The sequence below is a fragment of the Streptomyces sp. NPDC030893 genome (assembly GCF_055571535.1).
Window position 1 is genome coordinate 303309 of sequence record NZ_JBVIFC010000006.1, and the last position, 14648, is coordinate 317956.

The window sequence follows — 14648 nt, forward strand, 5'->3', positions numbered from 1 at the left end:
TCAGACGTCCCCCGCGATCGTGTTGCGCTCACTGGGCTGGACGTAGACCACCCCGTCGCCCTCGAACCGGATCTGGAAGGCCTCGCCGCCGCCCTCGCCCATCAGCGTGCGAAAGGTCACACCCGACTGGAAGGACTGCCGCAGGTTGCCCCGGTGGGCCACGTAGGCGCCCGGGTCGACCGTCAGCGGGTACTGCGGGCTGACCCGGAGCAGCACGGCCGGCCCGTCCGACAGGAGCGCCGCCTGCCCGTGCCCCTCGATCGTCGTCGTGAACAGCCCGTTGCCCTGCGAGGCCCCGCGCAGGCCCGTGAACGTGGTCCCGGTGCGCAGCCCGCCGTCCGTCGCCAGCAGATTGCTGGACTCCACGTACAGCGTGTCGCCCCGGAGGCCGACCAGGTTGATCTCGGAGGCCCGGTCCGCGAAAAAGCAGGTCCCGTGCCCCTTCACCTCCATCAGCGTCATCTGCTCGCCCGTGAGCCGCCGGGTCACCATCCCCCGCAGGCCCTCACCGCCACCGCTGAGCTTCTTGAAGGCCATCTCCCCGTCGTACGCGACCATGGAGCCGTTCTTCGCCTTCACGGCATCCCCGGTCATGTCGACGGCGAGCACCTTGCTGCTCTGAAGTCGGAACATCGCCACCCTTGCGACGGTAGCGGCACCTTTGCCCCCGCCGACAGATCCTGAGGGTGGAGTCGAGCCCTTACGGGATCCGCGGGACCCCCTCCGGTGATCGCCTACGGCGTTTGCCACAATGGGCCCACGCTTGTGCGTGGGTTCACAAGCCATCCGAACCGTCGACGCCGACGTCTCTCCCACCGAAGGTGACCCGTGGACATCAAGACCGCCTCCGCCCTCCGCCGCCTCCGCCTGGTCTCGGGCCCCGAAGCGATCTCGTTCCTGCTGCTGCTCGTCTGCTCGGTCCTCAAGCGGACCACCGACTTCAACGCCGTCCCGGTCATGGGCGCGGTCCACGGCTTCCTCTTCGTCCTCTACGTGATCTTCTGGGCCGACGCCTGGAACCGCGCCAAGTGGCCGCTGAAGACCGCCGCCTTCTACTTCGTGATGTCGGTGCTGCCCGCCGGCGGCTTCTTCGCCGACCGCCGGCTCAAGCGTGAGGCCGACGACGCGGTGATCGCCTCCCGCGCCCGCAACGAGGGGGTCGTCAGCGCATGATCGTCGCCTTCTCGGTGACACCGCTGGGCGTCGGCGAGAACGTGGGGGAGTACGTCGCCGACGCCGTGCGCGTGGTCCGCGAGTCCGGCCTGCCGAACCGCACCGACGCCATGTTCACGTCCGTGGAGGGCGAGTGGGACGAGGTCATGGACGTGGTCAAGCGCGCCGTGGCCGCGGTGGAGGCGCGTGCGCCACGCGTCTCCCTGGTCCTCAAGGCGGACATCCGCCCGGACGTGACGGACGGCCTCACCTCGAAGGTCGAGACCGTCGAGCGGCATCTGGCGAGCGGCGGCTGACGACCCCGCGGCCCGATGAGTGAGACAGGGCTGACCGACATATGACCGGCCGGTAGGGTCTGGGGCGTGCCGAAGCCGCTCAGTCTCTCGTTCGATCCCATCGCCCGCGCCGACGAGCTCTGGAAGCAGCGCTGGGGAAGCGTGCCGTCGATGGCCGCGATCACCTCGATCATGCGCGCGCACCAGATCCTGCTGGCCGAGGTCGACGCGGTGGTCAAGCCGTACGGGCTCACGTTCGCGCGGTACGAGGCGCTGGTGCTGCTGACCTTCTCCAAGTCGGGCGAGCTGCCGATGTCGAAGATCGGCGAACGGCTCATGGTGCACCCCACCTCGGTGACGAACACGGTGGACCGCCTGGTGCGCTCGGGCCTGGTCGCCAAACGCCCCAACCCCAACGACGGCCGCGGCACCCTCGCCACCATCACCGACAAGGGCCGCGAGGTGGTCGAGTCCGCCACCCGCGACCTGATGGCGATGGACTTCGGCCTGAGCGCGTACGACGCCGAGGAGTGCGGCGAACTCTTCGCCATCCTGAGGCCGCTGCGGCTGGCGGCGGGGGACTTCGAGGGCGACTGACCCCGGCCAAGATCTCTCCGGACGGCCGGTTACGCTCGACTGCATGAAGAAGAGCGTGTTCACCCGCTACCGGGTCATGGCCTACGTCACCGGTGTCCTCCTCGTCGCGCTGACCTTCGGCATGATCGGCAAGTACGCGCTCGAGCTGGATGCCGCGGAGGACTTCACCCAGGTGGTCAGCATCGCGCACGGCTGGCTCTACGTGGTCTACCTGATCTTCGCCTTCGACCTCGGCTCCAAGCTGAAGTGGCCGGTGAAGAAGCAGCTCTGGGTGCTGCTGGCCGGCACCGTGCCCACGGCCGCGTTCTTCGTGGAGCGCCGGATCAGCCGGGAGCTGGAGGGCGAGGTCGAGGGTGCGGAGCCCGCGGTAGCCAAGGCGTAACGTTTCGCGACATCACCGCCGCACGGAGCAGCGTGCGGCGGTCTGCCATCGACATTTACTTGGACGTCCTAGTAAATTCGAAGGTATGGACGCTGACGCCATCGAGGAAGGCCGCCGACGCTGGCAGGCCCGGTACGACGCCGCGCGCAAGCGCGACGCGGATTTCACCACGCTCTCCGGCGATCCCGTGGAGCCGGTGTACGGTCCCCGGCCCGGGGACGCCTATGAGGGCTTCGAGCGGATCGGCTGGCCGGGGGAGTACCCCTTCACCCGCGGGCTGTATCCGACCGGCTACCGGGGGCGGACGTGGACCATCCGGCAGTTCGCCGGGTTCGGGAACGCGGAGCAGACCAACGAGCGCTACAAGATGATCCTCCGCAACGGCGGGGGCGGGCTCTCCGTCGCCTTCGACATGCCGACGCTGATGGGACGCGACTCCGACGACCCGCGCTCGCTGGGCGAGGTCGGGCACTGCGGGGTGGCGATCGACTCGGCGGCCGACATGGAGGTCCTGTTCAAGGACATCCCGCTCGGCGACGTGACGACCTCGATGACCATCAGCGGGCCCGCCGTGCCCGTCTTCTGCATGTACCTGGTGGCCGCCGAGCGGCAGGGCGTCGACCCGGGCGTGCTCAACGGCACGCTGCAGACGGACATCTTCAAGGAGTACATCGCGCAGAAGGAGTGGCTCTTCCAGCCCGAGCCGCACCTGCGCCTCATCGGCGACCTGATGGAGCACTGCGCGGCCGGTATCCCCGCGTACAAGCCGCTGTCGGTCTCCGGCTACCACATCCGCGAGGCCGGGGCGACGGCCGCGCAGGAGCTGGCGTACACGCTCGCCGACGGCTTCGGGTACGTGGAACTGGGGCTAAGCCGCGGGCTGGACGTGGACGTGTTCGCCCCGGGCCTGTCCTTCTTCTTCGACGCGCACGTCGACTTCTTCGAGGAGATCGCCAAGTTCCGTGCCGCGCGGCGCATCTGGGCACGCTGGATGCGCGACGTGTACGGCGCGAAGAGCGACAAGGCGCAGTGGCTGCGGTTCCACACGCAGACCGCCGGAGTCTCGCTGACCGCGCAGCAGCCGTACAACAACGTCGTCCGGACCGCCGTCGAGGCGCTGGCCGCCGTGCTCGGCGGGACCAACTCCCTGCACACCAACGCCCTCGACGAGACCCTCGCCCTCCCCAGCGAGCAGGCCGCCGAGATCGCCCTGCGTACGCAGCAGGTGCTGATGGAGGAGACCGGCGTCGGCAACGTCGCCGACCCGCTGGGCGGTTCCTGGTACGTCGAGCAGCTCACGGACCGGATCGAGGCGGACGCCGAGAAGATCTTCGAGCAGATCAAGGAACGGGGCCTGCGGGCCCACCCGGATGGGCAGCACCCCATCGGGCCGATCACCTCCGGCATCCTGCGCGGCATCGAGGACGGCTGGTTCACCGGCGAGATCGCCGAGTCGGCCTTCCGCTACCAGCAGGCGCTGGAGAAGGGCGACAAGCGGGTCGTCGGCGTCAACGTGCACACCGGGTCGGTCACCGGGGACCTGGAGATCCTGCGGGTCAGCCACGAGGTGGAGCGGGAGCAGGTGCGGCTGCTGGGCGACCGCAAGGCCGGACGGGACGACGCGAAGGTGCGGGGCGCGCTCGACGCCATGGTCGCGGCCGCCCGCTCCGGCGCCAACATGATCGAGCCCATGCTCGACGCCGTACGGGCGGAGGCCACCCTCGGCGAGATCTGCGGAGTCCTGCGCGACGAGTGGGGCGTCTACACGGAGCCCGCGGGCTTCTGAGGCCCGGCCACGGACCGTGCGCGGGCGGTACGAGCTGCCGCCCGCGCACGGGTCACGACACAGACGCAGAGGCGGCCCCGTCGGGCGCCTCCTGCGCCCCGGCGGAGTGACCTGGATCCTCGCAGGACGCCGAACCCCGCCGACAGACGGCTACCGGCCGACCCTGGCCGGTTCACGACCGGCCCGGGGGCGCGGTCCCGTCATCCCGGCGCCGCGGCGAGGCCCGACAGCAGGACCCGGGTGAAGCCGTGGACCCATTCCTCGTCCGCCGGTTCCGCGCTGACCAGTGTGCGGTGCACCACCGCTCCGGCCACCATGTCGAAGATCAGGTCCACGCTGCGGGCCGCCTGTTCGGCGTCCTGCTCGGCCGGCAGCTCGCCCCGTTCCTGCGCGCGGGCCCGGCCCGCGAGGACGAGACGCTTCTGCCGTTCGACGATGGAGGCCCGGATGCGCTCGCGCAGCGCGTCGTCGCGGGTGGCCTCGGCGACCACCGCCATCAGCCCGCTCCTGGCCTCCGGGCGGGCCAGTATCGCCGCGAACTGGAGCACCACGCCCTCGATGTCGGCGGCCAGCGAGCCGCGGTCGGGCAGGGTCAGCTCGTCGAAGAGTTCCGCGACCGCGTCCACGACCAGTTCGTTCTTGCCCGCCCAGCGGCGGTAGAGGGTGGTCTTCGCGACCCCCGCGCGGACCGCCACGTCCCCCAGGGTGAGCTTGGACCACCCGAGTTCGACCAGCGCCTGACGCGTCGCGGCCAGGATCGCGGCGTCCGCGGCGGCGTTGCGCGGGCGCCCGGTGCGACTGGCGGGAACGCGGCTCTGCATGGCACGACCTTAACGGCCGGATACCGCGCGGTCGGTCGTGAGAGAGATCACGGGACGAGGGCTGCCGCGATGGGCGCTCCGGCATTACGCTACGACCCGTAGCGAAAGCACGCCGGCCCGGCGTGCCCGAGCGACGACCACGGGCGTGGGGTGGGGACCCGGCGCCAACACCACACGTACGCCTGGGTTTCCCGGGCGTTTTTCACACACGCGCGGGGTACGGGGGAGGATAGACCCATGCAGCCACGGAACATGTCCATGAGCGGGGTCGTCGACCTCGCCGCGGTGAAGGCGGCCCAGGAGGCCAAGGCGAAGGCGGAGCAGGCGCGCGCCGAAACGGCCCGGCAGGGCGGCGGGGGAGCCGTCTCCCCGGCCGACCTCGTGATCGACGTCGACGAGGCCGGCTTTGAGCGCGATGTCCTTCAGCGGTCCACCGAGGTCCCGGTCGTCATCGACTTCTGGGCCGAGTGGTGCGAGCCCTGCAAGCAGCTGAGCCCCCTTCTGGAGCGGCTCACCGTCGAGTACAACGGGCGCGTCCTCCTCGCCAAGATCGACGTCGACGCCAACCAGATGCTGATGCAGCAGTTCGGGATCCAGGGGATCCCGGCGGTCTTCGCGGTGGTCGCCGGGCAGGCGCTGCCGCTCTTCCAGGGCGCCGCGGGCGAGGCGCAGATCCGCCAGACCCTGGACCAGCTGGTGCAGGTCGGCGAGCAGCGCTTCGGCCTGACCGGTCTCACCGTCGACCCCGACGCCGAGCCGGGTGGCCAGGTGCCCGCCCCGGCCGAGGCCGCCGGGCCGTACGACGCCCTGCTGGAGGCCGCCGTGCAGGCGCTGGACAGCGGTGACCTCGCCGGTGCCGTCCAGGCGTACAAGAACGTGCTCGCCGACGACCCCGGCAACCCGGAGGCCGCGCTGGGCCTCGCCCAGGCCGAACTGCTCCAGCGGGTGCAGAACCTGGACCCGGCGAAGGTCCGCAAGGACGCCGCCGACCAGCCGAAGGACGCCGCCGCGCAGATCGCCGCCGCCGACCTGGACCTGGTGGGCGGCCATGTCGAGGACGCCTTCGGCCGGCTCATCGAGACGGTGGCGCGCACGGCGGGCGACGACCGCGACACCGTACGCGTGCGGCTGCTGGAGCTGTTCGACGTGGTCGGCGCCGACGACCCGCGCGTGATCGCCGCACGCCGGGCGCTGGCGCGGGCCCTGTTCTGATCCGGGCGGACCGGACGACGACGCCCGATCCATACCGGTTCGCCGGTCGGTCGGGTGCGTGGGGCCCGAGTTGCCGATCGGCCGACAGGGGCTGGTGCGGCCGTGCTTTGCCAAATCTTGGCAATCGCGGCCGCTGTTACTGCGAGTAAGTCGCAGGCGTTGATCTGTCGGATTCTGTCCGCCGATCAATAGTTTTGTACGGCCCCTGCGGTGCACCGAGCGTCGCCGAGCGGGTCCTGCGGGTCGTGACACGGTTACCCGGCCGTTACTAGCGAGTAACGAACCCCCTTGTGCGGGCGCCGAGAATGCACCACGATCGGCGACGCTCGGTCCATTGCCCCGTGCCCCCGACAGCCGGTCGGGACGCGGGAATCCCTGGGTCCCCACCGAGCAGAACCGGCGGCAGTGGCGCCGGTTCTTGGACAGGGGGGTCTTCGCCCTCCCGGTGAAGCCTGTCCAGCAGGGTTGTGCGTGATGCGTGTCAGGCGCGACCAGTGGTTGTCGCTCGGGGGTGATCGCCGGTGATTCGGGCGCGTGTCTGCGCCGCCGAGTGCGGGCGCTCTCCTTCCCGAGGACGTAGCACTTCTCCCATCCCTGCCCGGCCCGGCCTCCGTTCACGGCGGCGGGTCAGGACAGGAGATGTACGTCCGAGAAGGAGGAAATATGGAGTCCCAGGTGCGTGGCGGGACCAGATGGAAGCGGTTCGCTGTGGTCATGGTGCCCAGCGTGGCCGCCACGGCGTGCATAGGTGTCGCCCTCGCGCAGGGTGCCCTCGCGGCGTCGTTCAGCGTGTCGGGCCAGTCGTTCAAGGTCACCACGGACGAGCTCGTCGGTACGGGCTTCTCGCAGTACGGCGCCCTTGACGAGGGGTACACCCTCACCGGCAAGAAGACGGTTCACCCCGTCGCGGTCTCGGCGTTCAAGTCGGCGACCATCAAGAACATGTGCCAGTCGGTCGTCACCCCGAACATCCCGGTGCTCGGGAACGTCAGCCTGATGCTGCGTGCGGGACAGAGCGAGCCGGTCAAGGCCGAGAACCTGTACATCGATGTCGCCGACCTGAACGCCGACGCGACGTTCACGAACATCGACATCGGTGTGGCCGCCAAGGACGCCAAGAAGGGTCCGGGCATGAAGGGCGGCGGCGAGCAGGCGAACCCGTACGGCTTCGCCCAGCAGGCCGAGACGGCCGTCCTGAAGGACGTGAAGCAGACGGCGTGGGCGACCACCGCCGGAACCTTCAAGCTCAGCGGTCTGAAGATGTCGCTCTCCACGGGTGTCAAGGAGTGCTACTAAGCACTCGCTGACGGGCGGGGGAGCCGGTGGCGCCCCCGCCCGTCCACTTCCCGCCGCGCCGTCGCGCGCGGCGCACATCACCACCACAGCAAAGCCGTACCAGGGAGCTGTTTTCCATGAGCGCCGAGACTCCTGCCGCCGCCGGCCAGTTCACCCGCCGCAGGCTGCAGTTCCGCGCCTGGCGGGGCGAACGGCCGTTCTGGGCCGGGCTGTTCGTCATGCTCGGCGGACTCCCCATCGCCTACTTCCCGTACGCGAACCTCCAGATCGGACACCTGACTCTGGCCATGGCGACCACGGCGGGCGCCGGATCCCTGATCATCGGTGTGCTGCTCGTCGTCCTCGGCGTCAGCCTCTGGTTCCAGAAACACGTACGGGTCTTCGCGGGTGTCGCGGCGATCCTGCTGGCGCTGGTGTCCATCCCCGTGTCCAACATCGGCGGCTTCCTCATCGGCTTCCTCTTCTCCCTGGTGGGCGGAGCGATGGCCGTGTCGTGGGCGCCGGGCACACCGCCCGCCGAGGAGCCGCCGGCGGACGGCGCGGGCCACGGCGGCACACCGGAGGGCGCGAGCGCCGACACCACGGTCCTGGAGCCGGCCGACGGCACCGCGCCGGCCGGCGAGGAGGACCACGCCCGGGCACCCGAGGTGCCGGGCGAGAAAGACCTGTCAGGAACGAGCCCGGCGAACGGGGCGAACGGGAGGCACAGTGCCGGCTGACGAGGTGACCCACGGGACTGAGGTGGACACGTCCCGTGTGAGAACCGGGCCGCGCCACGCGGCACCCAAGAAGCCGCTGTTCACCAGGTTCCACATGCCGGCCGGGAAGGCGATAGCCATAGCGGCGATGCCGACGGCGGTCCTCATGGGCATGGGCTTCACCCCGACACTCGCCCAGGCCGACGACCAGCCGTCGTCGAAGAACCTCACGGCCGAGGAGTTCAAGGAGTGCCTGGAGGCCATCGAGGAGGCCGAGAAGGGGGACGCCGGCGCGTCGCCCACCCCGTCCGCCACGGCGAGTGACAACGCGTCCCCGGACGAGAAGCCCTCGTCGGACACGGACCCGTCGGCACCCGCACAGGAGGCCCCGGACAAGGACTCCGGCAAGGACACCGACAAGGACGCCGACAAGGGAGCGGACTCTTCGCCGGATTCAGGTTCCGACGACAAGTCCGGACCCGAGCCGGCCCCGTCCGCCTCCGCGGCCGGACAGGCCGCCGAGCAGCCGGCCGCGCCCGCGCCGGAGCCGTCGGAGACCGACCGCAACGTGCTGGAGGAGATCGGGGACGCCATCAAGGACGTCTTCACTCCCAAGGACAAGAAGGAAGAGGCGAGCCCGAGCCCCACCCCGTCCGCCTCCGCGCCGGCCGCCGAGCAGCCGGCCGGGGAGAAGGCCGCCGCGAAGGAGACCGCCGACGAGGCCGCCGACCCGGCGAAGGACACCGCCGAGGACGCGGCCGGCGACACCGAGGACCGGACCGGGGAGAAGGACGAGCAGGACGAGAAGGAAGCGAAGGACGAGGAGAAGGCCGACGGCCCGGAGGCCACCGCCTCGCCGAGCCCCTCCGAGACCTCCGGCGTCGACCTCGAGGACTGCCCCGTCGCCACCGACGCCGAGGGCGGGGTCGACAACAAGGTTCCGCTGCCCGACGACCCCTGGTACCTCAACGCCAGCTCGCTGACGCTGAAGGGCGCCGACTACAAGGGCATCGTCGAGGTGCGGACCGCGAACGGCACCACCAAGAAGGTGCTGAAGTACGTCGTCTCCAACGGCACCGACATCGGCGACCTGCACCAGACGGTCAAGGACGAACAGTCCGGCAAGACCTACCACGTGCAGGCCGCCAAGGGATCGACGTCCACCATCCGCGACGGCGACACGCTGATGTACACGGAGCGCATCTCCGGCAAGCTGCTCGGGCTGATCCCGATCACCTTCGACCCGGAGCACCCGCCGCCGCTGAACATCCCGCTGATCTACTTCACCGACGTGACGGTGCAGCAGGCCGGCCAGTTCGGCGGAACCCTGCACATCCCCGGACTGCACCAGTACGTCACCTGAGCACCCCCCGGACCCCGTTCCGGGAGCCGCAACCGCGCCGAGGGCGCCCCCCGTCCGCGGGGGCGCCCTCGACGTCGTACCGGCACGGTCCGGATCAGGCGGTGGCGCCGCCCAGGTGGTGGACGCGGACCATGTTGGTGGTGCCCGGGACGCCGGGCGGGGAGCCCGCCGTGATGATCACGGTGTCGCCCTCGCTGAAGCGGTTCAGCTTGACCAGCTCCTGGTCCACCAGCTCGACCATCTCGTCGGTGCTGTTCACGAACGGCACCACGTGCGGCTCCACGCCCCAGCTGAGGGCCAGCTGGTTGCGCGTCGACTCGTCCGTGGTGAACGCCAGGATCGGCTGGCTCGCGCGGTAGCGGGACAGCCGCCGGGCCGTGTCGCCGGACTGGGTGAAGGCCACCAGGCCCTTGCCGCCGAGGAAGTCGGCGATCTCGGCCGCGGCACGGGCCACCGAACCGCCCTGCGTACGCGGCTTCTTGCCGGGCACCAGCGGCTGGAGGCCCTTGGACAGCAGCTCCTGCTCGGCCGCCTGGACGATCTTCGACATGGTCCGCACGGTCTCGATCGGGTACGCGCCCACGCTCGACTCGGCGGACAGCATCACCGCGTCCGCGCCGTCCAGGATCGCGTTGGCCACGTCGGAGGCCTCGGCGCGGGTCGGCCGGGAGTTGGTGATCATCGACTCCATCATCTGGGTCGCCACGATCACCGGCTTGGCGTTGCGCCGGCACAGCTCGATCAGGCGCTTCTGCACCATGGGGACCTTCTCGAGCGGGTACTCGACGGCGAGGTCGCCGCGGGCGACCATCACACCGTCGAACGCCATCACGACGTCCTCCATGTTCTCCACCGCCTGCGGCTTCTCCACCTTGGCGACGACGGGGACCCGGCGGCCCTCCTCGTCCATCACCCGGTGCACGTCCGCGACGTCCGCCGCGTCCCGCACGAAGGACAGCGCGACCAGGTCGCAGCCCATCCGCAGGGCGAACCGCAGGTCCTCGATGTCCTTCTCGCTCAGCGCGGGCACGTTCACGGCCGCGCCGGGCAGGTTGATGCCCTTGTGGTCGGAGATGACACCGCCCTCGATGACGATCGACTTCACCCGCGGGCCCTCGACGTCCAGCACCTTCAGTTCGACGTTGCCGTCGTTGATCAGGATCTGGTCGCCGCGGGAGACGTCGCCCGGGAGGCCCTTGTAGGTCGTCCCGCAGACCGTCTTGTCGCCCGGGACGTCCTCGGTGGTGATGGTGAACTCGTCACCGCGCACCAGCTCGACGGGACCCTCCGCGAAGGTCTCCAGGCGGATCTTCGGGCCCTGGAGGTCGGCGAGGACACCGATGGCCCTGCCCGTCTCCTTGGCGGCGGCACGGACCCGGTCGTACCGGCCCTGGTGCTCGGCGTGCGTGCCGTGGCTGAAGTTGAAGCGGGCCACGTTCATGCCTGCTTCGATCAGGGCGACAAGCTGCTCGTGGGAGTCGACCGCGGGGCCGAGAGTACAGACGATTTTCGAACGGCGCATGGGGCGATCCTATCGGTTTGTTTCGCTCCGGAATATTCCGTCTGGCGGAAGATACAAATGAGAATGTCCCTGCTCAGTTGTTCTTTTTCACCAGTGCGTATGTCTGCTGTGCGATCTCCATTTCCTCGTCCGTCGGCACCACCGCCACCGCGACCCGCGCCCCGTCGGGCGAGATCAGCCGCGCCCCGCCGCCGCGTACGGCGTTGCGCCCGCCGTCCACCGCCAGGCCCAGCCCTTCCAGGCCCGCCACGGCCGCCTCCCGCACCTCGGCGGAGTTCTCGCCGACCCCGGCGGTGAAGGCCACCGCGTCCACCCGTCCGAGAACGGCGTAATAGGCACCGATGTACTTCTTCAGACGGTGAATGTAGATGTCGAACGCCAGCTCCGCCCGTTCGTCGCCCTCGTCGATCCGGCGCCGGATCTCCCTCATGTCGTTGTCCCCGCACAGTCCGACCAGGCCGCTCTTCTTGTTGAGAAGAGTGTCGATCTCGTCGGCGGACATTTCACCGACACGCATCAAATGGAAGATGACGGCCGGGTCCATGTCACCGGACCGCGTACCCATCACCAGCCCCTCCAAGGGCGTCAGCCCCATGGAGGTGTCCACACAGCGCCCGCCCCGCACGGCCGAGGCGGACGCCCCGTTGCCCAGGTGCAGCACGATGACGTTCACCTCCTCGGGCGCCTTCCCCAGCAGCTCCGCGGTCGCCCGGGAGACGTACGCGTGCGAGGTGCCGTGGAATCCGTAGCGGCGGATGCGGTGCGCGTCGGCGGTCCTCACGTCGATCGCGTACCGGGCGGCCGACTCCGGCATCGTGGTGTGGAAGGAGGTGTCGAAGACGGCGACCTGGGGCAGGTCCGGGCGCAGGGTCATGGCCGTGCGGATGCCGGTGAGGTTGGCCGGGTTGTGCAGGGGCGCCACCGGGATCAGCCGTTCGATCTCCGCCAGCACCCGGTCGTCGATCACGGTCGGCTCGGTGAAGTGCTTGCCGCCGTGCACCACCCGGTGGCCGATCGCGGCCAGCTCGGGGGAGTCCGCGCCCAGCCCGTCGGCGGCCAGCTCCTCGGCCATCGCCTTCAGGGCGGCGTCGTGGTCGGCGATCCGGCCGGTCCGCTCCCGGGGCTCCCCGCCCGACGCGAGCGGGGTGTGCCGCACCAGGGAGGTCCGCTCGCCGATCCGCTCGATCAGCCCGGTGGCCAGCCGGCTGCTGTCGCCCATCTCCAGCAGCTGGTACTTCACCGACGAGGAGCCGGAGTTGAGGACGAGGACGCGCGTGGGACTCACGGAGCCGCCTTCTCGGTCGGGGACTGGGCCTGGATCGCCGTGATGGCGACGGTGTTCACGATGTCCTGCACCAGCGCTCCCCGGGACAGGTCGTTGACCGGTTTGCGCAGCCCCTGGAGCACCGGCCCGACGGCGATCGCCCCGGCCGAGCGCTGCACGGCCTTGTAGGTGTTGTTGCCGGTGTTCAGGTCGGGGAAGATCAGCACGGTCGCCTGACCGGCCACCTCCGAGCCCGGCAGCTTGGTCGCCGCGACCGACGGCTCCACGGCCGCGTCGTACTGGATCGGCCCCTCGATCCGCAGCTCGGGCCGGCGCGAGCGCACCAGCTCGGTGGCGGTGCGCACCTTGTCGACGTCGGCGCCGGAGCCCGAGGTGCCCGTGGAGTACGACAGCATCGCGATCCGCGGCTCCACCCCGAACCGGGCGGCCGTCACGGCCGACTGCACGGCGATGTCGGCGAGCTGCTCGGCGTCCGGGTCGGGGTTGACCGCGCAGTCGCCGTACACGAGCACCTTGTCGGCCAGGCACATGAAGAAGACCGAGGAGACGATCGAGGCGTCCTCGCGGGTCTTGATGATCTCGAAGGCCGGGCGGATGGTCGCGGCCGTGGAGTGCACCGAGCCCGACACCATGCCGTCGGCGAGGCCCTCCTGCACCATCAGCGTGCCGAAGTAGTTCACGTCGGAGACCACGTCGTAGGCCAGCTCCACGGTCACGCCCCGGTGGGCGCGCAGCGCCGCGTACTGCTCGGCGAAGGCGTCCCGCAGCTCGGAGGTGGCGGGGTCGATCAGCTGGGTGTCGCCGAGGTCGATGCCGAGGTCGGCGGCCTTCTTGCGGATCTGGTCGACGTCACCGAGCAGGGTCAGCTCGCACACGCCCCGGCGCAGCAGCACCTCCGCCGCGTGCAGCACCCGTTCCTCGGTGCCCTCGGGGAGCACGACCCGGCGCAGGTCGGAGCGGGCCTGTTCGAGGAGCTTGTGCTCGAACATCATCGGGGTGACGCGGTCGCTGCTCGGTGCGGAGACCCGCCGGGTGAGCTCCGCGGTGTCGGCGTACCGCTCGAACAGGCCGAGCGCCCGCTCCGCCTTGCGCGGGGTGGCCGCGTTCAGCTTGCCCTCCAGGGAGAAGAGCTGCTCGGCGGTGGGGAAGCTGGTGCGCGGCACCGACAGCACCGGGGTGCCGGGGGCGAGCCGGTCGGCGAGGGTGAGGATGTGCTCGGCCGGGACCTCGTCCAGGGTCAGCAGCACCCCCGCTATCGGCGGGGTGCCGGCGCTGTGCGCGGCCAGCGCGCCGACGACCAGGTCGGCGCGGTCGCCCGGGGTGATCACCAGACAGCCCGGGGACAGCGCGGCGAGGAAGTTCGGCAGCATGGCGCCGCCGAAGACGAAGTCCAGGGCGTCGCGGGCGAGCCCGGAGTCGTCGCCGAGCACCACCTTCGCGCCCAGGGTGTGCGCGATCTGGGAGACGGTCGGGGCGGAGAGCGCCGGCTCGTCGGGGAACACGTAACAGGGCACGGGCAGCCGGTTGGTGAGCCGCTCGGCGATCTCGTCCCGGTCCTCGCGGGCGACCCGGTTGACGGCCATGGCGAGCACGTCGCAGCCGAGGCCGGCGTAGGCGCGGTAGGCGTTGCGGGTCTCGGCGCGCACCGACTCGGCGGTCTGCCGGCGACCGCCCACGACGGGGATCACGGAGGCGCCGAACTCGTTGGCGAGGCGGGCGTTCAGGGACAGTTCGTCGGGGAACTGGGTGTCGGCGTAGTCGGTGCCGAGGACGAGGACGACGTCGTAGTCGCGGGCGACCCGGTGGAACCGGTCGACGAGGGTGGACACCAGTTCGTCCGTACCCTGTTCGGCCTGGAGCGCGGACGCCTCGTGGTAGTCGAGGCCGTAGACGGTCGCCGGGTCCTGCGTGAGCCGGTAGCGGGCCCGCAGTAGTTCGAAGAGGCGGTCCGGCCCGTCGTGCACCAGGGGACGGAACACACCCACCCGGTCGACCTGCCGGGTCAGGAGTTCCATGACCCCGAGTTCGACGACCTGCCGGCCGTCGCCGCGGTCGATACCGGTCACGTACACGCTGCGGGTCACGCGCGCTCTCCGTTTCGTCGGCGGGCCGCAAGGGTCGTCGGCGGGCCGCGGGAGTCATCTCGGGTCCACAAAAATCGCCCACCGAGGTGAGCAGATCCCTCTTGACAATACCTCCGGCGCTGGTTAGGACGCCCACCCGTCCGGCGTCGGCACC

At 70.4% G+C, this 14648-nt stretch carries 14 protein-coding genes; 9 read left to right on the forward strand and 5 right to left on the reverse strand.

Going from position 1 to position 14648, the window contains the following annotated elements:
* Positions 1-633 (reverse strand): AIM24 family protein, encoded by a 633-nt coding sequence (locus tag ACZ434_RS15515; RefSeq protein WP_468455839.1) that lies wholly within the window; start codon positions 631-633, stop codon positions 1-3.
* Between the two features lie 195 nt (positions 634-828).
* On the opposite strand from ACZ434_RS15515, the gene ACZ434_RS15520 reads away from it, so the two are divergent.
* From ACZ434_RS15520 to ACZ434_RS15540, 5 genes are all read left to right on the forward strand, one after another.
* Positions 829-1173 (forward strand): DUF3817 domain-containing protein, encoded by a 345-nt coding sequence (locus ACZ434_RS15520; protein WP_468455841.1) that lies wholly within the window; start codon positions 829-831, stop codon positions 1171-1173.
* Positions 1170-1469, forward strand: a complete 300-nt coding sequence (locus ACZ434_RS15525) for an MTH1187 family thiamine-binding protein (protein WP_468455843.1) — start codon at positions 1170-1172, stop codon at positions 1467-1469. Before ACZ434_RS15520 ends, ACZ434_RS15525 begins: the two co-directional genes overlap by 4 nt.
* 66 nt (positions 1470-1535) lie before the next feature.
* The gene (locus ACZ434_RS15530) at positions 1536-2045 is read left to right on the forward strand and encodes a MarR family winged helix-turn-helix transcriptional regulator (protein WP_468455845.1); all 510 of its coding nucleotides are present in this window, start codon (positions 1536-1538) and stop codon (positions 2043-2045) included.
* A gap of 43 nt (positions 2046-2088) precedes the next feature.
* On the forward strand, positions 2089-2427 hold the full coding sequence (locus ACZ434_RS15535) for a DUF3817 domain-containing protein (RefSeq protein WP_468455847.1): 339 nt from the start codon (positions 2089-2091) through the stop codon (positions 2425-2427).
* A gap of 85 nt (positions 2428-2512) precedes the next feature.
* Positions 2513-4213 carry an acyl-CoA mutase large subunit family protein gene (locus tag ACZ434_RS15540; protein ID WP_468455849.1) on the forward strand — a complete coding sequence of 567 codons (1701 nt, stop codon included), beginning with the start codon at positions 2513-2515 and terminating at the stop codon, positions 4211-4213.
* Positions 4214-4413: 200 nt separating this feature from the next.
* On the opposite strand, the gene ACZ434_RS15545 is transcribed toward ACZ434_RS15540, so the two are convergent.
* Entirely contained in the window at positions 4414-5034 is a 621-nt protein-coding gene (locus tag ACZ434_RS15545; protein WP_468455851.1) for a TetR/AcrR family transcriptional regulator, read from the reverse strand.
* A 237-nt stretch (positions 5035-5271) separates the two neighbouring features.
* Between ACZ434_RS15545 and ACZ434_RS15550 the strand changes: the two genes are divergently transcribed.
* From ACZ434_RS15550 to ACZ434_RS15565, 4 genes are all read left to right on the forward strand, one after another.
* Positions 5272-6246 (forward strand): tetratricopeptide repeat protein, encoded by a 975-nt coding sequence (locus ACZ434_RS15550; RefSeq protein ID WP_468455853.1) that lies wholly within the window; start codon positions 5272-5274, stop codon positions 6244-6246.
* A 663-nt stretch (positions 6247-6909) separates the two neighbouring features.
* A complete protein-coding gene (locus ACZ434_RS15555; protein ID WP_468455855.1) occupies positions 6910-7542 on the forward strand; it encodes a DUF6230 family protein in 633 nt (210 codons plus the stop codon).
* Positions 7543-7658: 116 nt separating this feature from the next.
* The gene (locus tag ACZ434_RS15560; protein ID WP_468455857.1) at positions 7659-8261 is read left to right on the forward strand and encodes a DUF6114 domain-containing protein; all 603 of its coding nucleotides are present in this window, start codon (positions 7659-7661) and stop codon (positions 8259-8261) included.
* On the forward strand, positions 8251-9603 hold the full coding sequence (locus ACZ434_RS15565; RefSeq protein ID WP_468455859.1) for a hypothetical protein: 1353 nt from the start codon (positions 8251-8253) through the stop codon (positions 9601-9603). The genes ACZ434_RS15560 and ACZ434_RS15565 overlap by 11 nt, the downstream gene beginning before the upstream one ends.
* Before the next feature lie 94 nt (positions 9604-9697).
* On the opposite strand, the gene pyk is transcribed toward ACZ434_RS15565, so the two are convergent.
* From pyk to pta, 3 genes are all read right to left on the reverse strand, one after another.
* Positions 9698-11125 carry a pyruvate kinase gene (gene pyk / locus ACZ434_RS15570; protein ID WP_468455861.1) on the reverse strand — a complete coding sequence of 476 codons (1428 nt, stop codon included), beginning with the start codon at positions 11123-11125 and terminating at the stop codon, positions 9698-9700.
* 73 nt (positions 11126-11198) lie between these two features.
* Entirely contained in the window at positions 11199-12410 is a 1212-nt protein-coding gene (locus ACZ434_RS15575; protein WP_468455863.1) for an acetate kinase, read from the reverse strand.
* Positions 12407-14494 carry a phosphate acetyltransferase gene (pta, locus tag ACZ434_RS15580; RefSeq protein WP_468455865.1) on the reverse strand — a complete coding sequence of 696 codons (2088 nt, stop codon included), beginning with the start codon at positions 14492-14494 and terminating at the stop codon, positions 12407-12409. The genes ACZ434_RS15575 and pta overlap by 4 nt, the downstream gene beginning before the upstream one ends.
* Positions 14495-14648 lie beyond the last annotated feature (154 nt).